Origin of the sequence: Planococcus antarcticus DSM 14505 (assembly GCF_001687565.2) — a bacterium.
GTDB classification, from domain to species: Bacteria; Bacillota; Bacilli; order Bacillales_A; family Planococcaceae; genus Planococcus; species Planococcus antarcticus.
In genome coordinates this window covers 3638269-3661955 of sequence record NZ_CP016534.2, presented here as the reverse complement: position 1 = coordinate 3661955, position 23687 = coordinate 3638269, and the positions used below count along the sequence as shown (strand labels likewise).

General features: G+C 44.7%; 19 protein-coding genes and 3 riboswitches. Of the genes, 12 read left to right on the top strand and 7 right to left on the bottom strand.

Annotated features, from left to right (window positions below; genetic code table 11):
• Positions 1-12: 12 nt before the first annotated feature.
• The 8 genes from BBH88_RS17980 (at position 13) to BBH88_RS17945 (ending at position 9481) form a co-directional block, all read left to right on the top strand.
• On the top strand, positions 13-1218 hold the full coding sequence (locus tag BBH88_RS17980; RefSeq protein WP_065536370.1) for a multidrug effflux MFS transporter: 1206 nt from the start codon (positions 13-15) through the stop codon (positions 1216-1218).
• Between the two features lie 148 nt (positions 1219-1366).
• Positions 1367-2788 carry an alkaline phosphatase gene (locus BBH88_RS17975; RefSeq protein ID WP_065536371.1) on the top strand — a complete coding sequence of 474 codons (1422 nt, stop codon included), beginning with the start codon at positions 1367-1369 and terminating at the stop codon, positions 2786-2788.
• 35 nt (positions 2789-2823) lie between these two features.
• Positions 2824-3468 (top strand): hypothetical protein, encoded by a 645-nt coding sequence (locus tag BBH88_RS17970; RefSeq protein ID WP_006830611.1) that lies wholly within the window; start codon positions 2824-2826, stop codon positions 3466-3468.
• A gap of 266 nt (positions 3469-3734) precedes the next feature.
• Complete coding sequence (locus BBH88_RS17965; protein ID WP_006830612.1) at positions 3735-4736, top strand: hypothetical protein; 1002 nt, start codon at positions 3735-3737, stop codon at positions 4734-4736.
• A gap of 283 nt (positions 4737-5019) precedes the next feature.
• On the top strand, positions 5020-6456 hold the full coding sequence (locus tag BBH88_RS17960; protein WP_065536372.1) for a carbon starvation CstA family protein: 1437 nt from the start codon (positions 5020-5022) through the stop codon (positions 6454-6456).
• Between the two features lie 127 nt (positions 6457-6583).
• Positions 6584-6862, top strand: a complete 279-nt coding sequence (locus BBH88_RS17955; RefSeq protein WP_006830614.1) for a TerD family protein — start codon at positions 6584-6586, stop codon at positions 6860-6862.
• A 542-nt stretch (positions 6863-7404) separates the two neighbouring features.
• Complete coding sequence (proB, locus tag BBH88_RS17950; protein ID WP_006830615.1) at positions 7405-8175, top strand: glutamate 5-kinase; 771 nt, start codon at positions 7405-7407, stop codon at positions 8173-8175.
• 28 nt (positions 8176-8203) lie between these two features.
• Positions 8204-9481: a glutamate-5-semialdehyde dehydrogenase gene (locus BBH88_RS17945; protein WP_006830616.1), complete on the top strand. Its 1278-nt coding sequence runs from the start codon at positions 8204-8206 to the stop codon at positions 9479-9481.
• Between the two features lie 54 nt (positions 9482-9535).
• Here the strand turns inward: BBH88_RS17945 and BBH88_RS17940 are convergent, their stop codons facing one another.
• On the bottom strand, positions 9536-9940 hold the full coding sequence (locus BBH88_RS17940; protein WP_006830617.1) for a DUF4395 domain-containing protein: 405 nt from the start codon (positions 9938-9940) through the stop codon (positions 9536-9538).
• A gap of 77 nt (positions 9941-10017) precedes the next feature.
• Entirely contained in the window at positions 10018-11376 is a 1359-nt protein-coding gene (gene mgtE, locus BBH88_RS17935) for a magnesium transporter (RefSeq protein ID WP_006830618.1), read from the bottom strand.
• Between the two features lie 125 nt (positions 11377-11501).
• A riboswitch (cyclic di-GMP riboswitch) is annotated at positions 11502-11589 on the top strand.
• Between the two features lie 47 nt (positions 11590-11636).
• Here mgtE and BBH88_RS17930 point away from each other — a divergent pair.
• From BBH88_RS17930 to BBH88_RS17915, 4 genes are all read left to right on the top strand, one after another.
• Complete coding sequence (locus BBH88_RS17930; RefSeq protein ID WP_006830619.1) at positions 11637-12506, top strand: hypothetical protein; 870 nt, start codon at positions 11637-11639, stop codon at positions 12504-12506.
• A 477-nt stretch (positions 12507-12983) separates the two neighbouring features.
• Positions 12984-14030 (top strand): hypothetical protein, encoded by a 1047-nt coding sequence (locus BBH88_RS17925; RefSeq protein WP_006830620.1) that lies wholly within the window; start codon positions 12984-12986, stop codon positions 14028-14030.
• On the top strand, positions 14027-15466 hold the full coding sequence (locus BBH88_RS17920) for a glycosyltransferase family 2 protein (RefSeq protein ID WP_065536373.1): 1440 nt from the start codon (positions 14027-14029) through the stop codon (positions 15464-15466). Before BBH88_RS17925 ends, BBH88_RS17920 begins: the two co-directional genes overlap by 4 nt.
• Positions 15467-15747: 281 nt before the next feature.
• Positions 15748-16125: a hypothetical protein gene (locus tag BBH88_RS17915; RefSeq protein ID WP_083387813.1), complete on the top strand. Its 378-nt coding sequence runs from the start codon at positions 15748-15750 to the stop codon at positions 16123-16125.
• A gap of 242 nt (positions 16126-16367) precedes the next feature.
• Here BBH88_RS17915 and BBH88_RS17910 read toward each other — a convergent pair whose 3' ends face one another.
• The 5 genes from BBH88_RS17910 to mtnW form a co-directional block, all read right to left on the bottom strand.
• Positions 16368-19568 carry a hypothetical protein gene (locus tag BBH88_RS17910; protein WP_065536374.1) on the bottom strand — a complete coding sequence of 1067 codons (3201 nt, stop codon included), beginning with the start codon at positions 19566-19568 and terminating at the stop codon, positions 16368-16370.
• A gap of 134 nt (positions 19569-19702) precedes the next feature.
• Positions 19703-20239: a 1,2-dihydroxy-3-keto-5-methylthiopentene dioxygenase gene (locus tag BBH88_RS17905; RefSeq protein ID WP_006830311.1), complete on the bottom strand. Its 537-nt coding sequence runs from the start codon at positions 20237-20239 to the stop codon at positions 19703-19705.
• 15 nt (positions 20240-20254) lie between these two features.
• The gene (locus tag BBH88_RS17900) at positions 20255-20869 is read right to left on the bottom strand and encodes a methylthioribulose 1-phosphate dehydratase (RefSeq protein WP_065536375.1); all 615 of its coding nucleotides are present in this window, start codon (positions 20867-20869) and stop codon (positions 20255-20257) included.
• Complete coding sequence (locus tag BBH88_RS17895) at positions 20866-21531, bottom strand: 2-hydroxy-3-keto-5-methylthiopentenyl-1-phosphate phosphatase (protein ID WP_065536376.1); 666 nt, start codon at positions 21529-21531, stop codon at positions 20866-20868. Before BBH88_RS17895 ends, BBH88_RS17900 begins: the two co-directional genes overlap by 4 nt.
• Before the next feature lie 5 nt (positions 21532-21536).
• Complete coding sequence (mtnW, locus tag BBH88_RS17890) at positions 21537-22751, bottom strand: 2,3-diketo-5-methylthiopentyl-1-phosphate enolase (RefSeq protein WP_065536377.1); 1215 nt, start codon at positions 22749-22751, stop codon at positions 21537-21539.
• Positions 22752-22826: 75 nt separating this feature from the next.
• Positions 22827-22936, bottom strand: a riboswitch (SAM riboswitch).
• Positions 22937-23485: 549 nt separating this feature from the next.
• A riboswitch (SAM riboswitch) is annotated at positions 23486-23638 on the top strand.
• The last annotated feature ends 49 nt before the right edge of the window (positions 23639-23687 follow it).

The window sequence follows — 23687 nt, the reverse complement described above, 5'->3', positions numbered from 1 at the left end:
AGGTGTGAAGTATTGGAAAGTTTGACTGGCTTAAAACGTGTCCATTTTATTTTGCTGATGGGTGCTTTGACTTCGTTGATTCCGTTTACGATTGATATGTATTTACCGGCTTTTCCAATTCTTGCGGACGTCTATGAAACAAATGCCACTTCAGTTCAATTGAGTTTGACCGCTTGTTTGCTCGGACTCGCAGTCGGCCAATTGATCACTGGTGCACTCAGTGATGTGCAGGGAAGACGAAAGCCGCTGCTGATTTCCCTGGTTGGCTATGTCTTGGCATCAGTGGCTTGTATATTTGCTCCAAACATCTACATATTCGTTCTGCTGCGTTTTGTGCAGGGCTTTGCGGCTTCTGGTGGGCTGGTTATTTCCCGGGCAATAGTGCGAGATGTCAGCAACGGAGCAGAATTGACAAGATTATTTGCCTTATTGATGGTCGTGAACAATCTGGTGCCGTTACTCGCTCCTTCTGTCGGCAGCGGAGTTTTACTGTTTGCAGACTGGAGAGGGATTTTCCTGGTGCTGACCCTGCTTGGGATTATCCTACTGCTAGTTTCTGCTTTTCGACTAAAGGAAAGCTTGCCGCCTGAAAAACGCGTTTCAAGCAACTTGAAGTCGACCTTTAGTAATTTTGCGGGGATTTTGAAGAACCGCCAGTTTACCGGTTATGCGTTGGCCCAAGGCTTTCTGATCGGCGGTGTTTTTGCTTATGTATCGGGGACTCCTTTCATCTACCAGAACATCTACGGGGCGTCACCCCAGGCATTCAGCCTTCTGTTCGGAATGAATGGCATCGGACTGATTATCGGCAGTTACGCTGTCGGCCGTTTTTCATATATCTGGTCGGAAAAGCGGTTTTTGGAAACGGCCCTTTATACGGCGACAAGTGCAGGAGGCGTTTTATTGGCGGTGATTCTTCTGGAGGGTCCTTTATGGACGGTTGTTATCCCTATCTTCTTTTTCATCACGTCGATTGGTGTAGTGGGTACGGCCGCCTTTACTCTTGCGATGGAAAGCCAGGGGCATGTGGCAGGAAGCGCCTCCGCATTGCTAGGGCTGCTCCCTTTTATCCTCGGAGCCGCGACTGCACCCTTAGTGGGAATTGCCGGAGAAAATACAGCAGTTCCCATGGGACTGATCATCTTCTTTATGTGCTTGATCGCACTACTGGCCTATCTGTTGCTGGCAAAAAACTCTACTGTATCGACTGTCAAATAATCTAAAGCTCAGAAAATGTTCTGGGCTTTTTGTATTGCGTTAAAATACCTATTTTTTACAGTTTGCAAAAGCTAAACAAATCCCTCGTCAGCGCTTAACAATCAAACCCTATACTGAGTTTGTTCATCAACTGACTGGAGGGAAAAAAATGATACATAAAAAGTTGAAAGTGAAAGCACTTCCGATTGCTTTAGCTTCCGCAGTGGCGCTGACAGGCATCAGCTCTTTTTCATTAGCAGCCGAAGCGCAGGCTCCAGGCGGCAACCAGGGAAAAGCACCTGAGCATAGCCAAGGCAAAAGCGGCAAAAAAGACAAAGTACAGAACGTTATTTTCCTGATTGGTGACGGTGTCGGAACGTCTTATACCTCCGCTTACCGATACTTGCAGGACGAGGCTTCGACTAAGTTAGTTGAAGACATGTCTTTCGATTCGTACTTGGTCGGACAACAATCAACTTACCCGGAAGATCCAGAACAAAACATCACAGATTCTGCTTCAGCAGCCACAGCCATGGCTGCTGGCATTAAAACCTATAACAATGCAATCGCTGTCGATAACGACGAAAGTGAAGTGAAAACAGTCCTTGAAGCAGCCAAAGAAAAAGGCAAAGCGACAGGACTCGTTGCAACATCTGAAATCACACATGCGACACCGGCATCATTCGGAGCTCATGACATTGCTCGCAAGAACATGAACGCCATTGAGGATGATTATTACGACGAATTGATTAATGGTGAACACAAAGTTGATGTTCTCCTGGGCGGAGGAGTCGATTTGTTCGACCGGAAGGACCGTGACCTTACGGAGGAGTTTCAAGAAGACGGCTACAGCTATATTACAGACCGAAATGAGTTATTAGACAACGATGACGAGCAAGTGCTTGGATTGTTTGCACCGGCGGGTCTTCCGAAAATGATCGATCGTGACGATAGCACGCCATCATTGGCAGAGATGACGGAATCGGCCATCGACCGGTTGTCAGAAGATGAAGAAGGCTTTTTCCTTATGGTAGAAGGAAGCCAGGTTGACTGGGCAGGGCATGACAACGACATTGTGGCTGCGATGAGCGAAATGGAAGACTATGACAAAGCCTTCCAGGCAGCGATCAAATTTGCTGAAGAAGACGGCAATACGTTAGTCGTTGCAACGGCTGACCATTCGACGGGGGGCTTTTCTATCGGAGCGGACGGCATTTATAACTGGTTCGGAGAGCCGATCAAAGCGGCAAAACGCACCCCGGATTTCATGGCTGAACAAATCGTTGGCGGCGCTGGCGTGGAAGAAATCTTAAGCGAGTATATCGACCTTGACCTAACAGCTGAAGAAATTGGTGCCGTGAAAAAGGCGGGAGCGGATGGCAAGTATACAGCTATCGACAATTCCATCGAAAAGATTTTCGATAAACGTTCGCATACCGGCTGGACAACCGGTGGCCATACAGGGGAAGATGTTCCTGTTTATGCATACGGTCCAGCAAGCGATAAATTCGCAGGGCAGCTGGACAACACCGACCACGCAAAAATCATCTTTGATTTATTGAAAGCGAAAGTTGAAATCAACGATAAGTAAGGCATCATAAAACAGCAGTGAAATGAGGAACTGACATGAAAAAGGCCGTTTATTTATTGACGCTCTCCGCGTTCTTGCTTGGGGGGTGTACGGAACAGGCAGATTCAACAGTGGTGGCTTCGGCTGCCACGGGGCAAAATGATATTCCAGCGTATTACGAAGACTATGTCCTAAGTCCTCAAGTAACGGATGACCGCATGCTGCAGGAAGTTGGGCAAAACAAGCGGGATGAAAAAGGGGAAGTTACAGTAAAAGCGGTGAACATGGACAAGGAAACCTATGACGTGGGGCCGGTTGACCTGACTGTAGCGGAATCAAAAATCCTTCAATTGCAGCCTGATTACAGCTTGATTGATTTTTTCCATTCCTATACGCATGAGCAGGAATTTAGAGTCGTAAAAATGTTCGTAGAAATCACCAATACTTCGGATGAACCGCTGCATTTTGCGCCAGTGGCTTTATTGGAAACAGCTGCAAAGGAACTGAAGATTTGGGAAGATGATATTTACCTGGAAGAATTGAACGGTGAACTTGCCGCCGGTGAAACCAAGCGGGGCAATATCGGATTTATTGTCAAAGATGGCAGCTTTGATTGGGTGACAATCACTACAAGCGATGTCTATGACAGCCAGGAAGATAAAATAGCAGAAGCATTGACATTCAACAAGCGCTTCGAATAACCAGCAGCAAAAGCTCGGCAGGCTCATTGACATGAGCCTGCTTTTTTTGTTTCTAAAGAATCGGCTCACGGAGTGTCGTTAAGTTGACCAGAAATAAATCATCTGAATTTTAAGGTAAATGGTGTTTTTAAATAAAAGCTAGGGTGTATGATAATACAATAGCAAGAAAAGAATGGAATCAACCGCGCAGAGTGAAGTTCAGTTTACAGACGGCTAAAGAGAACAACAAAGCAGCTATAGCCATTTAGTAGAAGGGAATGTTTACTATGAAACTGATTGAACTGTACATCGAGGAAGTAAAGAAGAGGCTTCCCGAGAAAAAACGCCATGAAGTAGAGCTGGAGTTGCGGTCAAAGATTGGAGCGATGCTGCCGGAGGATTATTCCGAACAGGACGCTAAAAACATTCTTTCTGAACTGGGGCATCCTGCTGTTCTGGCAAGCGGCTATGCCGACCGGCCGATGCATTTGATAGGCCCACGGTACTATGATCTATACCTTCAGTTGTTGAAGCTCATTCTCCCGATCGCCATTACGGTGACCACCATCATTGTTCTGATTGTGACGATTGTGTCAGGAGCAGGAGAAGAGCCGGTCTTCGTCATTATCGGGGATTTAATGGGCGGAATCATCTCAGGAATCATCAATACGGTGATTCAGGCAGTGTTTTGGCTGACGCTGGTGCTGGCGGTAGTTGAGCGGGCTGAACATTCAAAATCACAAAGGCCGCTCGCACTGAATTTTGAAGAATGGACACCGGATGACCTGAGGGAGTCTCAAGAGCGGCCGCATGTCTCGAAAGAGAAAAAAATTCCAAAGAGCCAAATATTCGGCAGTTTAATTTGGGCAGCAATTTGGACGACCGTTTACTTTAATGCGGATAAGCTGCTCGGGATTTACCAGGAAGGACAGCGGGGCGGACTGGAATTTACGACGCCGATTTTTAATCAGGAAGTGCTGGTTTCCTATTGGCCTTTGATCATCCTGGTCGTGGTAATGGAAATCACATTGGCTGTCTATCAATGGCGGGCCTTGCAATGGACCAATAAATTGGCGCTGTTCAACACCTTTGTCCAACTTACTTCCGTACTGATTTTTGTGCTGATTTTCACCAATTCCAACTTGATCAATCAGGCATTCCGCCAAGGACTCGAAGATGTGTTCGGTGGATTATCCGCTCTCAATTGGCTGATTGGCAGCGTGGTGGTAATCGTGATTATTTCTTCGGCTGTCGACGCGATACAGGGCATTCGGAAAGCAAGAATTTGAATAAGGTCAAAAGCGTACAGGAGAAATTTTTCCTGTGCGCTTTTTTAAAAGGTCAAAAATCGATTAAAGTATAATATTTTTAATCGATTTTGTTTGTAAATACTATTCTAAGTATGTGAAAAAATTCCTATATAGGTCTATGAAATCAGTAGTTCTCATGCATATATGTTTACCATAGGTATTTTACAATATATTTGTTTTTTTCTAAATATTATGTTTATATATTGAATAAACGTGTTATCATAATTTATGCTTGTAACACGACATCAGGAGGAACCGCCATATGATCACCTTTTTTGCTGCCCTTGTCTTACTTGTTTTAGGATATGTATTTTATTCGAAATTCATTGAACGTGTTTTTGGAGTCGATGACAACACACCAACTCCGGCTTATTCCAAAACAGATACATTGGACTTCGTGCCGATGAGCTGGTGGAAAGGAAATTTGATTCAATTATTGAATATCGCGGGTCTTGGCCCGATATATGGAGCAGTTGCCGGAGCACTATACGGGCCAGTTGCTTTTGTCTGGATCGTCGTTGGCAGTATTTTTGCTGGTGGGGTGCATGATTACTTTTCAGGCGTTATGTCGATGCGCCATGGAGGTGCCCAATTTCCAACTTTAGTAGGAAAGTATCTTGGTCAACACGCCAAAGTATTTATTAACGGTCTTTCTTTAGTGTTGATGCTATTGGTAACGGCCGCATTTACTGCGGGTCCTGCCCAATTGATTGCGCAAATTACGCCGCTTAACTTTATGACTGCTTTGATTATTATTTTATTTTATTTTATCCTAGCGACTATTTTGCCAATCAATAAAGTGATTGGCCGTATTTACCCCCTATTAGGTGGCATTTTATTGTTCATGGCGATTGCAGTAGCAGTTGCATTGGTCTTCTCCGGAAAACCAATGCCAAACCTCACTTTTACTAACCTGCATCCGGGTGGATTGCCGATTTGGCCATTATTGATGGTGACCATCTCATGTGGAGCGATTTCCGGTTTCCATTGCACGCAGAGCCCAATCATTGCAAGGACCATGAAGAAAGAAACAGATGGTCGCAAGATTTTTTACGGAGCCATGATCATTGAAGGTGTCATCGCTTTGATCTGGGCAGCAGCCGGCATGACTTTCTTCAACGGTACAGATGGATTGGGCGCGGCACTTGCTGCTGGAGGCCCATCAGGCGTTGTTAATGAAATCTCGATTACCCTGCTTGGGGGTATGGGTGGGTTGCTAGCCATTTTTGGTGTCATCATCTTACCGATTACAACTGGTGATACGGCGCTTCGCTCGTCACGGATGATTTTGACGGACATCCTTGCGAAGTTTGTCAACATGCAAGGCAAAGTAAAAATTCTTCTAGTGACGATTCCACTAGCGATTCCAACTTTCTATATGGCAACGATCGACTACACGTTTCTTTGGAGATACGTTGGCTGGACCAATCAGCTGGTGGCGACATTTATGCTTTGGACAGCTGCCGTCTATCTGTTGCAGAACTTCAAGTTCCACTGGGTGGCTGGAGTGCCCGCCATCTTCATGACAGCAGTTGTATCGATGTATATCTTCTATGCACCGGAAGGCTTGAATATGGATTATCAGGTGTCCGCCATTATCGGAGCATGCATTACTTTAGTAGTACTGCTCTGGTATGTAGCCCAAATCCTGAAATACAGAAGCTTAAAGCAGCTGCAGGCAGATTACCGCCCGCTATAATAAATACAACAATCCCGCAGGGCAGAACCTTGCGGGATTGTTTTTGTGAAAACACAGAATAGAGTGGAAATAGGAAATTTCACGATATAGTTAAATTAAATAATCTAGCATTCAAGGAGGGAAATGAATGGGTGTATTGGTTAAAGGACAAAAAGTGGATTCAATGAAAGCGCATCCCGATTTAAAGCAATTGAAAATTGGCCTGGGCTGGGATGTTAGCCAAACGGATTCATCGATTGATTTGGATGCAGTAGCACTGCTGGTGGATGCAGAAGGAAAAGTGGACGGAGTCGTCACATTAAAGCAAAAAAACGGACCTGATCTCGAAGTCCGTTTGGATGAACATCGTAAAGGCAAAAGGATGTGTGCCATTACACTGATTGAAAATGCAAAAATCAGACCTTAAGCGTCAAAAAAGTGGTCGAGTATTTTGCTGGACACCGCGACATGGCCAAAGCTTTTAGCTGGGAAATAACATGGAGCGCGGGTTCTAAATAAGCCAAGAGACAAGCATGGACTTATGGATCCATGCTTTTTTGTTTTAAATTTGCGGATGCTCTTCCGTCTAAAGTTCTGTTTGCGGAGTAAAGTAGTTGTGATAGACTGACATTTTCAACATAAGTTAACTTTCTTTTTATATAGAATAAGTTGAACTGTTATTCCGTCGGTATCTGATCGAAGTACCGATACATAGGGAACGTGCATTTGAAAATCTCATTAGCGTGGATAAATATACATATATATCGTATAAAATAAATACTTTAACACTTTTATAAAGGAAAAACGCTTTGTTAGATTGACTTAAAATACAAAATAGTGCATAATAACTCTACTAAACAAATTCGGTGAAATACGCTAATAAAATAAAGTCACGGAGACAAGGTTCTTCCGCTTTTAGATGAAATGGAAGAATTTTTTTTATTTATTAAAATCGGGTGGTGACTGCACGTGGAGAAGAAGAGAATTGTTGTGAAGATAGGCAGCAGCTCATTGACAGATGAACGTGGCAAACTGTCAATCGAAAAGTTGCGTGAGCACGTGGATGCACTAGCTCGCTTAAAGCAAGATGGGCACGAAGTAATATTGATATCATCTGGAGCAGTTGCTGCAGGATGCACAAGCATGGGCTATTTATCACGTCCGGATACGGTGGTTGACAAGCAGTCAGCCGCTGCGGTAGGCCAAAGCCTGTTGCTGCAGGCCTATGCAGATGAATGCAGAAAACACAGTATTGTAGCGGCACAGCTTTTATTGACAAAAGATCTTTATAAAAATGCCAATGATACGATTTCAAAGTTATTAGAACGAAACGTCATGCCGATCATCAATGAAAATGATTCGGTTTCTGTGAAAGAGCTGACGTTTGGAGACAATGATATGCTATCGGCGTTAGTCAGTGGACTTGTCCACGCAGATTTCCTAATGATTTTAACAGATATCAATGGGATATACCGAGACAATCCAAGAACCAATCCTCAGGCTCAAAAATATCTCTATCTTCGAGAAATTCCTGATCATTTAGTAGAAGCCACATCTTCTGCCGGCTCTGATGTCGGAACTGGCGGTATGAAATCCAAAGTTGAAGCGGCTCGTACAGCATTGGCTCTCGGCGTTCAGGTATTTATCGGTTCCGGTACAGGCAGCGAAAAACTGGTCGATATTTTTCAGGGCAAAGGCGATGGGACCTATATTGGTGTGAAAACAAAAATGGGTGTTTGAGTAATAGAAATTGAAAGGGGTATCAGGAATGACCGAACTTCTTCAAGAACAGCAAATTGAAAAAAGTGAACTTCTTCAAAAAGCGATCCAAGCGAAACAGGCTTCAGCAGTATTGGCAAAGTCAACGAGCAAGCAAAAAAACAACGCTTTGCGTTCCATTTCAGTCCAATTGCTGGAAGAACAAGCTTATATTCTGGAAGAAAACAGCAAGGATGTTGAAGTAGGACGCCAAAATGGAATGAGTGATTCCCTGGTAGACCGTCTGAAACTGGATCAACCTCGGTTAAAAGATATGGCGGATGCTTTGATTCAATTGACGAAGTTGGCGGATCCTGTCGGGGAAGTGCTGGAAAAATGGGAGCGTCCGAACGGTCTAACAATGTCCAAAATTCGCGTGCCTTTAGGCGTTGTGGGCATGATTTATGAAGCTCGCCCTAATGTCACGGTCGATGCTTCCAGCTTATGTCTAAAAACCGGTAATGCTGTAGTACTGCGTGGCAGTTCCACAGCGATCCATTCCAATAAAGCGATTGTTGCTGTTATCCACCGTGCACTTGAAAAGAGTGAATTGCCAGTTGAATCAGTTCAATTATTGGAAGACACGAGCAGGGAAGCAGCTTCCCATATGTTCAAGCTCAACCAGTATCTTGATGTGCTGATTCCTCGCGGGGGTGCCAAGCTGATTCAGACAGTCGTCCAAAACTCTACTGTTCCGGTATTAGAAACTGGCGCAGGAAACTGCCATGTCTATATTGATGAGACAGCGGATGTCAAAATGGCCATGGCAATTGCGCTAAATGCCAAAACACAGCGGCCATCAGTGTGTAATTCCTGTGAAAGCATTCTGGTCCACAAAACTTGGGCAGAGGAGCATTTACCGGAATTGATAGGCGCATTGCTGGACAATCAGGTGGAAATCCATGGAGATGAGGCCGTACAGAAACTCTTTCCTAATGTGAGACCTGCAGAAGAAGCAGATTGGGGAACCGAGTATTTGGGGCTGGAAGTGGCGATGAAAACCGTTGAGGGTGTAAGTGAAGCAATTGAGCACATCAACACATACGGAACCAAGCATTCAGAAACCATCATTTCTTCCAACTCTGAAAACGTCGATCAATTCTTTATGGAAATTGATGCAGCAGCAGTGTATCACAATGCTTCCACCCGATTCACGGATGGCTTTGAATTCGGCTTCGGCGCCGAAATCGGCATCAGCACACAGAAGCTCCATGCGCGCGGACCAATGGGCCTGCCTGCTTTGACGTCGACTAAATACATCGTGCGCGGCAACGGCCAAATAAAATAACGATTTTGCTATAGATAGAAAAGACCGGAAGCGATTGCTTCCGGTCTTTTTTCTTTATGCTGTTCGATTGTGCTTCCACATCATATAGCGGTAACGGACAGTGCAGCCGATGCAATAGCCCATGAGCGCAACTCCAGCTGCAATAATGACCAGTATGCTAAAAGCGTAGGCAAGGGATGGAATATCGATTGAGAAGAAGACGAGCGACATCCCTAAACAAATCGTCGCAATCCATTGGTTGAACAGTTGCTGATCTTTATCTTCCTGTTGATAATCCGCCATCGGTTTTTTCAAAAAGCGTCGGCTGAAGAGGATCACTGGATTTTTCTTTGTAATCAATGTATAAACGCCAACAGCAAACGGCAATAGCAGAATGGCTGGATGGAGCAAGAGCGCTGCTAACACCGTGACGACGATAAAAGTTTGATTGGTTTGGACAAGGGGTTTCGGGATTGTCATGCACTCGCCTCCTAACATTATCACCTATTATACAGAGTAACTTACTATGAATAAAGACAATTGCTTGAAAAAATGAATTACATCAATTGAGAAATAAACAGGGTCGCCATGCCGAAATAAATCAGCAACGACAGGATATCATTGATGGTCGTAATTAGAGGGCCGGATGCCACCGCTGGATCGATATTGAATCGATAAAGCACAAGAGGAATAATGGTTCCGGCTAACGTACCAATGATTAAAGTCATTAGCAGGGAACTGCCGACCACTATGCCCAGCACAAAATTGCCTTGCCATACATACGCTATTAATAAGATGAGTACAGAACAGATGGCGCCGATGATGATGCCGACCCATAATTCCCTGATGATCAGCTGGATGGTTTGCTTGTAGTCCAGCTTTTGTGAAGCCAGTCCACGGACCACAACGGACAGTGACTGGGTCCCAGTGTTTCCTGTCATGCCGGCAATCATCGGCATAAAGAACGTCAAAGCAACTACTGTCTGCAATGTATTTTCAAAACGGCTGATGATGCCGCCGGAAAACAGGCCGATAAACAGCAGAAGAATGAGCCAGGGCAAGCGGCGATACGCTGCAGTTAATGCTGGAGTGTTAAAGTCGATTGATTTACCCGAAGCCGATAGTTTTTCGATATCTTCATTTGCTTCCTGCATAACGACATCGATGACATCATCGACCGTTATCACCCCTGCGAGGGTATTGTCTTTTTCCACAATCGGAAGCGTGACAAAATCATAACGGCTGATCAATTGGGCCGCGTCTTCCTGGTCGGTCAATACGTCGGCTTTCACGACGCGGTTGTACATGACTTCCTCAATTTTGTCTTCAAGATTTCCGAGGATCAAATCCTTATAGGAGACGACGCCTACCAATTTCTTGTCCTCATCTACGACATAAAGGTAGTTTAGGTATTCCGCTAATTCGGCAAAATGCTTAATTTTGTCGACGGCTTCCCGAATTGTGTAATGGCGTGGAATCCACACATAGCGGTTATTCATCAGACGGCCGGCAGTTTCAGGGGGGTAAGTCATGGTGTTTTGGACAAATCTGGAATCGTCCTGATTGATCTGCGACAGTAGCTCTTCGATTCGTTCGGGTTCCAAATCGGCCAACAGCAACGCTAAGTCGTCATTGTCCATACGGTCAAGGACTTTTGCCGATTTTTCCAGCCCCAATTTGTGGAGAATATCGATCTGCTCATTTTTGGAGAGTTCCTGCATCACTTCCGTCAATTGGCGTATTGTCAGAAACAGCAGGAATTTATTGCGGTGCTTGTCCGGCAGATGCCGGTACTGTATGGCCATATCATATGGCTGAAGTTCTTCCAGGATGTCCTGAAATTCATTTATCTTGCCTTCTTTTAAGGCCTTTATCAAAGCCAATGTGATTTCGTCTTCAAGCAATGCTACGGACATATGGTTCACTCCTTTTGTTCAGGAAATACAGAAATCCTATTGTTGATTATTGCGTTAAATCTTCATTTTGAAAAGGGGTAAAAAAAAGATAGCGTAATTGAATTATTTGACATATAATAATGAAAATCTGAAAAAGGCAAACTTCACCGAAAGGGAAGGACGCAAAGCCATGAGCCTAACCGTTGAAAAACGCAAGGTTGCCAGGTTGCCTGGGTCTCGTTCTATGAGCCACGGCTGACAGAACGGGAGGATACGGGGAAATGAAAAAACTAATGATGGCGGGTGTATGGTTGTTGTTTATGCTGACACAAAATGGTTTTGATGCACAAGCTGCCGAGATGGATGTAAAAGCCACCTGGTTATGGAATCCATGGATGATCTACAGCGATGAAGCGGGCACACTCGCTTTTTTGGAAAGTAAAGATGTCAATAAAGTCTACGTGCAGATTGATGCCGATATTCCGGTCAGTGTTTATCGAAGCTTTATCGAAAAAGCGGGAGTTGTCGGCATGGCCATCTATGCATTGGACGGAGCTGCTGATTGGGTAGCGCCAAAAGGCTTTAGCAAACAGGATCGGTTGATGTCTTGGTTATCGGTTTATCAGCAAGGATCTGCGCCGGATCAAAAATTTGCTGGTGTCCACCTGGACGTAGAGCCATATCTGTACAGCGGATGGAATACCAATCGGGCAGCGACAGTCAAGTCTTATCAAGCTCTGCTGATGAAAGCCAAAACCAGCACGGCTGCATTGAACTTGCCGCTCGAGGCAGATTTGCCTTTCTGGTTCGATGAAATCTCTTATAAAAATACCTATGGCAACGGCGTACTCGCCAAATGGGTGATCGCCAACACGCACAGCGTCACCTTGATGGCCTATCGCGATTCGGCAGCTAGGATCATGGAGCTCGTGAAAAATGAAATCGCCTATGGAGAAAAGTATGGCAAAAGAGTAGTGGTGGGAGTTGAAACAGGCCAAACCGATGAAGGGGATGGCATTTCTTTCTATGAAGAAGGAGAAGCCTTCATGGACGGAGAACTAGCTGCAGTATCCGCCTATTATGCCGAATCAAAAGGATTTGGCGGCATCGCCATCCACCACGTAGACAGCTGGAAAACGATGTCCCCATAAAGAGAAACTTCACTCAATGGGCACTATCCATTGAGTGTTAGTTGATCCAATCGGACTTTTACGGACAGTGACTCCCACTTGAAGAGAGGGAGTCGTACTGACCGTTAAAGCGGGATAAAGAGAAACTTCACTCAATGGGCACTATCCATTGAGGAAAAGAAGAACATAGACTAAGAACGCCGCGTCCTGCGGCAATGTCTATGTAACTGACATCCTGCCGGCCCGATCCAATCGGACTTTTACGGACAATGAATCTCCTACTTGAAAAGTTGGTGATAGCCTTTCCGTTGAGACAGGATAAAAAGACGTTAAACAGCAAGGGGGGCCCGTTCGGCTGAACTTTGCTGTTTTTTTCTACCAGTTAAAAGAGATGAAATATGGTATAATATCCATAAATTATCAGCTATCATGATTTTTTTGAAATATTTGTATGAAATAAAAATGATACAAGATGGCTCTGAAAAGGAGATTTTTTTTATGATAGAAATTTTTATATGGGTCGTCTTCAGTTTGTTGGGCATTCAATTGCTGATTTTAGCTTTGCTAATTGGCTGGAAAATGAAAAATTTAGCTGCAGAAAATGAGATAAGAAAAACGATGGAAACGCTAAAGCCTGACTTCAGGAAATATATAGAAGGGACAAAGCGGGTTGAACCAACTTTGCCTACTGCAAAGAAAAATCATTTCAGATTCATGGAAACCATGCTTGATGAATTTTTAGGTGAAAATTTTCAGGAAGAACAGAAAGCAAGAATTCACCTCCTAGCAGACAAACATTTAGCGGAGTATTACCGCCGTGCCTTAAAGAAAGGGCAATGGGCAGAGCGCATCAATGCCTTGTATTTTATCGAAGACTTTCGGCTTTTTTCTTTGAAAGAAGATGTTTATCAGCATTTCATGAAAATCAGCAAACGGGATGAAGAGTTTCGTCAATGCATCCGTGTCTGCGCGACATTGCAGGAAGTGCGGCTGATGAATGCGGCCATCGAGAGCGGCGAATTGTCATTTGGTATGATCAAGGAATTGCTGTACCGTCTGGATGAGAATTTATTAAAGACGACGCTGGATCGGATGCAATTAAAAGAGGACATTTCAGAAAATATGCTTCACGCCTTCATCACATTCAGCGGAGAACACCAGATTGATATGCTCTTCCCATTTGTCGAAAAGAAGCTGAGGGATGAGCGCAAGGAAGTCCGCTTGAAGGCCATGAGCAGTTTGTGCGATTACAAAAAAATGGCAAACCCTGCTATTCTTCCGGAATTCTTTGATTCGGAATACTGGCAAGAGCGGATGTACGCAGCTAAGCTAACGGGCGCATGTCATTTTGAGCAATATAAACAAAATCTGGTCGACCTGCTGTCGGACAATGTGTGGTGGGTACGTTTTGCGGGTGCTGAAAACATCAAAGTCTTTAAAGGAGGTAACACAATGCTTGAGCAGGTGGTGACTGATCACACGGATGCATATGCCAGGGATATCGCCAAACATATGCTGACAAGGGGAGGCGGGAACCTCACATGAGTGGAACCGGAATCACATTATTCATCGAAATTATTTCCTGGGCAATAATTGGTTATATGCTCGTCGCTGGAGCGATTTACTTGCTTCTTTTTCTGGTCGCCAGCCCGAAAATAAACAAAGAGAAAAAATTGAACCGTCAGGAACAAATCGAGGAAATGTCTATTAACAAAGACACCTACCCAATTTCCATCCTGGTTCCCGCTTACAACGAGGAAGCGGGAGTAGTCAGCACGGTCCGTTCGTTATTGAATTTGAATTATCCTCAATACGAAATCATTGTGGTCAATGACGGTTCTACTGATAGGACCAGTGACAAAGTGCGGGTCCAATTCAAGATGGAACCGATTGAGCTGGCTATTCGGACTTATTTTAAAACAGGGGAGATTAAGCGGGCCTATCGCTCAACCCTTCACCCTAACTTGTTTTTGATTGAAAAAGAAAATGGCGGGAAGGCGGATGCCTTGAATGCAGGAGTCAATTTTTCCAGATATCCGTATTTTGCGGCAATTGATGGTGATTCGATCTTGGAACAGGATGCGTTGCTGAAAACCATGAAACCGATTGTTGATTCCAGCGGGATGGTGACAGCGACAGGCGGGACCGTAAGAATCGCCAATGGCTGCAAGATTAACCGCGGTGTCATCGAGCAAGTGGCGCTGCCGAAAAAGCCACTGGAAGTCATGCAGATTATCGAATACTTCCGCGCTTTCCTGATCGGACGCCTTGGCTTTAGTCGTGTTAATATCCTGCTGATCATTTCGGGTGCGTTTGGTGTCTTTGAGAAAAGCCGTGTCATTAAAGTGGGCGGCTATAAAACTGATACCGTCGGTGAAGACATGGAATTGATTGTCCGTTTGCACCGATCCATCAAAGATGAAAAATCAAAACAGCGAATCGAATACATCCAAGACCCGGTTTGCTGGACAGAAGCACCAAGCACTGTAGCATCCTTGCGTGCACAGCGTATCCGCTGGCAAAGAGGCCTTGCAGAAACGTTATGGACGCACCGCGGCATGATGTTCAATCCGAAATACAGAGGAATCGGGTTGTTTTCGATGCCTTATTACGTCTTTATTGAACTGTTGAGTGCTGTCTTTGAAGTGATCGGCTATTTCATCATTATCGGAGGCTTTACGTTCTCCTTTATTGAGACGGATATTGCCATTATTATGCTGTTGGTGATGGTGCTGTACGGTTCCCTTTTGTCTGCGCTCGCCGTGCTGCTGGAGGAGTGGACTTATCATAAGTATCCAACCGTCAAAAGTATCCTCGTTCTCTATGCTTATGCACTGACGGAGACGTTTTGGTACCGTATTCTGATGAATTTCTGGCGTGTGCAAGGTCTGTTTTACGCTTTCAAGAAAAAATCAGTATGGGGAGACATGGAACGGAAAGGTGTCTTCTCAGATGACGAACAAAAAGAAGGAAGTCTGTAAAACGTAACGGGTTCTGTTACCTATCGCAAACATTAAAAATGTAAGTAAAATTGACTATCAAATTATATGCTGATTTGGTAGTCAATTTTTGTTGATATAAAAGGGTCTTATGTAAAAATTACATTAAATTTGCAGGGATACAACAGCTGTTGTATCCCTGCATTTTCTATTACAAATCAGTACGAAATTTGCTATACATTAAACTATCGGGGAGGTTAAGGGAAACTATAAAATTGTAACTTCAAAAGAAATATAACGTCTAATATATCGGAGGTGTATCTATGAAAAAGATTTTATTAGTAATGATTTTTGGATTTCTTACAGTAACAGGTTGCTCTTTTGTTGATAGAGATTCAGAGAATGAAATACAAACCTCCAATGCATGGGTTTATTCATTCGTTAAATGGGAGAATGGAAATTATGTTGTTACAGAAGAGGAAGTTAAAGAAGAAAAAATAGGTGCTAAAATTGGCGAAGTTACTTCCTATTATGACCAAGAAAGTTCTGACACAAGTGGGAACTTCTCTAATAAATATGAAGAAGGAACAAAGTATTATGAAATCACCGATATTAACCAAGAGGAAGCAATAGCTGTAAAAATCCAAGAAGGAAAGTTTATTAAAGCTATTATTTCCGATAAATGGGAAGAAGCAAATTAAGTTTGTGCAATCATGTACTTAAACAATCTGGTGCTTTAGTTGAAGAGGATATAAAATATTAGTTTTGACTCGGTTCTTAATTGAACTGGGTTATTTTTTTGCAAACAAAAAGCGCTGCAAAATACAGCGCAATTTTCTATACATTTTTACTTGCAACTTAGTATGCAAAGTAGAGTTTTGCGATAAGTGACGGAACCCATTACTGTAAAAGACTTTCTTCTTTTTGTATAGTTTGGTTTGCATCACTTTATGTCGCCGAAGATATCCTGAAGAATATAATACGATTGCTTCAGCCGCTCTTCGGATTGTGGCAAACCCCATGTGTCCCATGTATATTGAGCCACTTGGTCCGCATCGAAGGTTTCGACGGTTTTTCCATCTTGTCCGGTTAAGTTTGCTGCAACATTCAGCCCTCCAATCGTTTCGGAAGCTTCGATGCCGTCTTTCTGCAAGTTGCCGATAAATTCCCGCTTAGCTGGATCTTTGGCATTCAGTAGCATCCAAGGAATTCGGATTTCCATGATTCCAGTCTCTTTGTCGTAGTAGTAATCGTTTAAGGAGTCATAGTCCTTATGTTCTGGATTGGCGATGCCGAAACGGAAGATACCTGTTTCGTAAGAATCGAATGGAACTATTTCACCAGTGTCGGGACGCACGAATGCTTTATTCAAGGCCAATCGAATTGGATGGAAAGTCGATTCGATATTTTCTTCTGCAGGAATCATCTCTAAGCGTTCGTGATAGTCATAGTAGAAGCTGTCGTAATCTCCTGCCACCTTCAGCTGTGCTTGTTCCAAGTCCTCAATCTTCAAATGGAAGTCCGCAAGAAACTCCGTTTTTTCCAACGCATCAACTGCGATGCCTTGATCTTCACGGACGCTAAAGTACAGGTTGAAATCCTGTTCGGTCCACCAGTTTTTATGGGTAAGGTCGAATTGGGCTTTGATGTAGACATACCGCTCATCCGAATCCAGCGCAAGCGTTTTAAGGGCACCGTCATTCTTTTCGTAAAGGATTTGGCCATCCTGCCAATCGTCCATGCCGTCGACTTTCACTTTATGGCGATCAAAACTCAGCAGGCCGAATTGCTGCTCGTTTGTTTGGGCATTAGACCAGAAGGGCCGTTCATCCGGATTGTCATAATCCATTGTATTCCAGGTACGTTTGAACCATTCATCCTGCCAGGTGAAAACCATACCACCAAGCATCCCTTCTTCAAGGATGTCTTCATACATATGGCTGACGATTTGTCCTTGCTGCTGTTCAGAAATAAACCCCTGATTCCAACCGAACGGATTTTCATGGGTCATGCCACGAGAAGCTGGAATGCCGAATTCGGCAATGACAATCGGCATGTCGTGGGAATCATTTAAGTCCTTCAGGTAACCGGCATAGTTATTGAATTCGCCGCGGTGATCCACATATTCCGTGTAACGTTCTTCTAAATTCAGGAAATCAGGATAGTACGGATAGACATGATAGGACGCAAACATGCCGACAGTCTCCGTCACACCTTTTGTTTTGATGTGATTCGGGTCGACGGTTGCCATGTCTTCCTGTTCACTAGGTTCTGCAGGTTGATCGATATTGTCTGTCGTTACCCAGTTGGTGAAGCTGAGAGGGCGCATACTTTGGTATTCGTCCAACTCATACTCAGCAAGGCTGTCTAATTGCTGCGCCAGCCAATACTCCATCGGATTGGCACCTGCCGTGTATACGTGGTTGCCTTGATAGTCGCCCAGGTCGGGATAATCAAGCTCCATCTGATGAACCGTAAAAGGGAACCACTCGATGCCAATCATCCAGCCGATAACGTAGGAGGAGATATCCGTCTTATAAGTTCCATAAGCATGTCCTGGTTCCTGTTCTACGATCGCATCGCCGTGGATGACGTCTACGATTTTTTCGACTTCAGTCTGAAAGCGCTCGGTGATTTCAGGAGTAAAGGCATCTAAGGTCTCTACCAAAGGCTCTTCGTCAATCCAGACGCCGTGATACAGGTAAAGCGGCTCTTTTGCGCTGGCATTGTAAGCGGCAAACGCTTCATAGAAAGCTGGTGGGTGAAGCGTATAGACACGGATTGCATTGGCGTTCATCTCACTGATTGCTTGAAACCAGCGGTCATATTCCTCACGCGTAATTGCTGCTTCTCCGGGGAACGTTCCCGGTTTGGCCATTCCCATATTGACGCCTTTAATGGTGAACGGCTGCCATTCCCCATCCTCGTAGACTTCAAATGCCTGTCCGTTTACACGGGAAGGGTAAGCAATGCCGTCCTTCTCGGCGGCAGTTGCTTTGACCGTTTCAAGATCTTTTTTCTTATCTTCTGTATTTGCTAAAATGGTTTCCATCATCGGTACGTAAGTCTGCCAGTAAAAACTTTTTTCGGCATCCAGCGATTCCGTGGAAACAAACGAACGCAGTTTCGAAAACCCGGAATAGCGGTAGAAGCCCGGAACATCAGCAATATCAACAAAATCTCCTGCAAAATAATAAAGGTCTGCTCCGTGCTTGGATTGATGGAACACGGCCGGGAAGTTCTCGGGGATGCCGGCCGCTTCCAGCTTCTTACTGCCTGCGCTTTCGAGATCCCATCGATAGTCTGCCAAGACCTTGGTGTCTGCAGCTGCCTGGTTAATATCAAACCAATAAGCGAAAGAAGGGCTGTCCGCTAAATCAAACTGGTCAGTGCCTTGTTCGGTGAAGGCAAGGTGAAGTCCGTCGGTGCCGACTTCGCCTGCCTCTTCGGAAAGGACCACGATTTCGCCTTCGTCATCATTGACCAAAACAAATCCAGCACCTTCAAAATTCCATTTCACATCATTTTTTTCATAATTGTCAACAATCCACTGAGGAATTTCCCCTTCAGAAGAATGGAGGTCCGCGAAATGGCGTCCACTCCAGCCGCTCCATTCGAGTCCAAGAAATTCATTCATATCCTGCGCGACTTCTTTGGGAGTGGGGGAGGCAAAGGTATTGAACTCCACAACCAAGTCCGTACCTTGAGACTGAACCTGCTTTTTGATGGTCTGCCATTCGCTCATTTGGAGTCCGCCGGAAATTATGGACGAACTGCCTGGTGTTTTTTCTGCTGATTGCCATGGGAGATCTTCTTCATAGACGCCATAGGAATCCGCCAAGTAAATGAGATCGGTTCCAGACAAATCTTCAGGCAAATCACGGATCGTGTAGCTTTCATCTGTTTCATCGGGAAAAAAGCCGTAATAATCGGCATTTGCCTGGTATGTACCTTGAGAATCGGATACATAGCGGTGGTGATTCAGCAGCCAAGTCAGCCCCTTATGCTCCCGGTAGCTTTCAGTCGGCACCGTCTTATCAATAATCGCTACGTTCAGTCCTTTTTCTTCCTGAAAAAGCCAAACCATAATGGGGAGTCCAAGTAAAATAACAACTGCCAATAGGGACAGAAGCACTTTTTTCATTTATACCACTCTTTTCTATTTGCAGAATATATCTTGGGAATTATTATAGCTTAAAAATTGAATGAAATAAAAAAATTACCTATTTTTGCAAAATAAAAAAAGATCCGACAGAGTCGGATCTTTGCATCGCATTATTAGTTTTGAACGCTGCTTTCTTCCTGATAAACCGGCACCCATCCTTCTGTTGTAACGAAAATGCGAACCGCTACAACTTTTCGGTCATCCGCAAGGGTAAAGTAATGTGTAATGTTTTCAGGAACCGAGATCAAGTCGCCTGGCGTCAGGTGGACTTCAAAAAAGCGTTCGTCTTTGCCCTGGATGATAAAGACACCATGACCGCTGACAATGTAGCGTACTTCATCATCTGTATGGATGTGTTTGCGCTGGAAGTTTTTCAGCAGCTCATCTAGTTTCGGGTTGGAATCTGACAGGGAGATGATGTCCGCTGCTTGATATCCGCGGCGCTGGGAGATGTCATCGACTTCTGTTTTGAATGCTTGAAGGATCTCTTCTTTATCTTCATCGCTTAAATCGAATTTTTCGCGAAGATGCTCGGGCAATTTATCGTTGTCCCAATGTTCATAAACGACTTCCTGCTGCTCTAAAAATACCGCTACCTCTGTTTGCGCTTCGATTGTTTCGTTTGTTCCTTGAATTTTAATGATAGCCATCCTAATCTTCCTCTCTTATTTTAAGTGTAGTTGCACTGCCAATTGGTATTGAAATAAAAACTCACAGGCTTCAAGCAGTTTTTTCGCTTCAAAGCCGTCCCTTCCCCAGACGGTGATGCCATGGTTGCGGATCAGCACTGCTCCTTTATCAGCTGTAATGAAAGCTTCAAACTCTTGGGTGAGCGTAGGGATATCCGCGTAGTTGGGGATGATGGGGATAGTCAGTACCGCATCCTCTTTCCATAATCCGAAGGCCTTGATCAATTCCTGCCCTTGGAAATCGATTTTTCCGGCATCGCCGTATAATTCGGAAATGACATTATTGGCAACTGTATGAACATGGAGACTGCAGCCAGCAACTGTCTTTTTATAAATTGCACAATGCAGCAAAGTTTCTGCAGAGGGTTTTAACAGTGTTTCAACAGCCGGCTGGCCATTGGCGTCAACGAGCAAAAAGTCTTCATTCGTGCGTTTTTTCTTGTCTTTGCCGCTGGCGGTGACCAGGAATTCGAGTGGGTCGTCAGCCACCTTGATGGCAAGATTGCCGCTGGTTCCCATAAACCAGTCACGAATCGCCAGTTCATCTTTGACATCAGCCAGTTCCAGCCATTTTTCATGCAATTCGGTCATAACTTCACTCCTATATATTCATCAACAATCGCGATGACTTCGTGGAAAGTTTCAAATGGCTCATAATCGATGCCAGCCTCTTTGCATTTTTCAGCCAGCAAATCCCTGGCAATGACGAAATCTGCTTCTTTTGCAGCTTCCCAGTCACTGATGGAATCTCCGATAACGATGCTTTTCGTTTCAGTGTCCAAAAGTTCTCGGATGACGGATGGCTTACAGCATCCGCAGCCCTGGCTGGTACAGTTTTCATCGCAGCCATGTGGAAATTCTAGTTTGATGAGATCTCCTGAAAAGTCAGCGCTGTTGCAATAGATATCGTTAAAGGGTCCGAAAGGTTCAAGCAGCGGATAGACGAAAAAATCAATGCCACCACTAACAATATACAAAGGAAGTTGCTGTTTTTTTGCATGGGCGACAAAATCGCTAAAACCTTCGCGTATCTCTGCTTGCTCCAGAACATATGAAATAATTTTGTCTTTTTCCGAAACCGGCAGCAAAGAAAACATTTTCGCAACACCCTCGCGTATCGAGATGGATTGGTCAAGAATCTGGTCTTTGATTAGTTCCCAGCCAGGTGGATCAAATTTCTTCATAATGGCGATGATATTGTCATTAGCTGTAATCGTGCCATCAAAATCGCAAAAAATAATCGGCTTGTTCAATTTGTTCACCCCCATAGCTCAAGTGCAGTTTGCAATTCTTTGTGTTGTTTGCTGGCGGACTGCAAGGTTTCTCCCTGCAGCACTGCGTCAATTGCCTGCCTGAAAGCTTGTCCTCCGCCAACGGCTCCGGCTGGATGTCCATGAACACCACCGCCAGCATTGATAACACTATCAATTCCGTAATCAGCTAATAGTAAAGGCACAAGCCCCGGATGGATACCGGCGGATGGTACGGGGAAGCTGCGTTTTAGTGGACTGTCCCGCGTCAACTCTTTGCCGAGTTCGAGAGCGACTGTTTTCTCCAATGCGACGCTGCCATAAGGTGAAGGAAACAGGGAAAAATCTGCGCCAGCATAACGGATCAATTTCCCAAGTGCGAGCGGTGTAGCGAGACCGTAGAAGGCAGAGGAAGTGAAGGCACCACTGAAGGCGGGGTGAGCCATAAGCGGCAATCCGATTTCCTCATCTTCAGCTAGTTCCTGTAGCACATCCAGCCCATATGCATGGACGTTGAACAATAAGGCATCGGCTCCAAGCTCGCGTGCTTTTCGTGCTTTTCCTCTCAGTTCGGAAGTTCTGCCTGACAGATTCACCGCATAAAGCGTGCGGTGACCTGTTTCTTCATATACATCATCCAGCACTCGTTTGCCCGTGGTGATACGACTTTCGAATGGGGTCAGCGGATTATCGAATAAAATTTCATCGTCTTTAACAAGATCCACGCCGCCTAATGCCTGCTGGCGTAATTGAGCGGATAGAAAATCCATATCGCGACCGATGACACCTTTGAAAATACTCATGAGGAGCGGCCGTCCGCTTACCCTGAGTGTGTTGCGGATTTCTTCAATCCCGAAGCGCGGTCCAGGAAAATGGCTGAGCAGATCATGGCTGAAATCCAGGTCCAATAGCTTTACTTCGCCATCCAGTGACAATTTGCCGAAAACGGTGGTCAGGATGGCGGGCAAGTCAGCTGAGAAATTAACGCTTGGGTAGGCAATCGCAAGTTCTGCCTTTATCAGATCCGGCTTTAGTGGATGGCTATCTCTTTCGAATTCCTCGACGGAAACCACATTTCCCTTATGGTGTTTCAATTGTTCCTGTTCAAGCAGCGGCAAATCTGTCCAGGAACCGATAGTCAGTCCCAAAGCGATGCCTTCTGCCTTTTTTTCGAACGAACCAGGCTTTCCGTACACTTGATAAGTAGCGGTCAACACGCTCATTTGTTCCACACTCCCATATAAATTTTAAAAAATAAAAACCTCTTCAAATAAGAAGAGGTTAAGGGCGTTAACAACTTCTTATTTCTCAGCCATCGGTTCTGGCTGCAAGAATTAGCACCGTATCCATTATTGGACCGGTTGCCGGGTATCATAGGGCTTGTCCCTCCACCTGCTCTGAATAAGAAAGATATGAAATTGGGTAAGTCGGTTTTATAGGTTCAACGATTTCCGTGGTAAGACTAAACATCTGGTTCTGCAGAGAAGAAATCGCTTCAGACGGACGCTTTCCGCGGGCATGGCCTCTGCCGCTTCCTTTGCTGCGCTCAGTCCAGTGGCTCGTGCTCATGCTATTCCCGCAGGAGTCGCCGCCTTCCACTCTTTCTTCCAAGATATCATTAAAACATAATAAATATCAATGAATATAAAATCATTTTAAATATTACTTATTAGGAGATGGAGCAAACCAACGGAGACTCCTGCGGGAACAGCTCAGCGACATAAAAGAAATCCACTCGGGCGTTAAGCCCGAGTTAGTTCAGCGCAAGCCCGCGGAAAGCGTAGTTGGGTTGCGGAATCTCATATTGAATACAGTAAAGTAATTCTGATTATTTCATGCGCGTAGAAATCTGTCAACTCCGTTGTCGCAAAATTGGTTTTATTGAAAAATTGGATTGACAGCAAATTCTGAATCGTGATAGGATTCGTTTCATAACTCAATAGCAAGACAAGTAGTACTCTTATCAAGAGCTGGCAGAGGGATTTTGGCCCGATGACGCCCAGCAACCGACCGTAATACCGTTGTGAGACGGGGCGCTTTGGCGCCAGGGTGAAAATCCTGCAAGGCACGGTGCTAATTCCATCAGAAATTTATTTCTGAAAGATAAGAGGCATGGAATCTCTTATTCTGGCCTCTTTCTTTTTGAAAGAGGCTTTTTA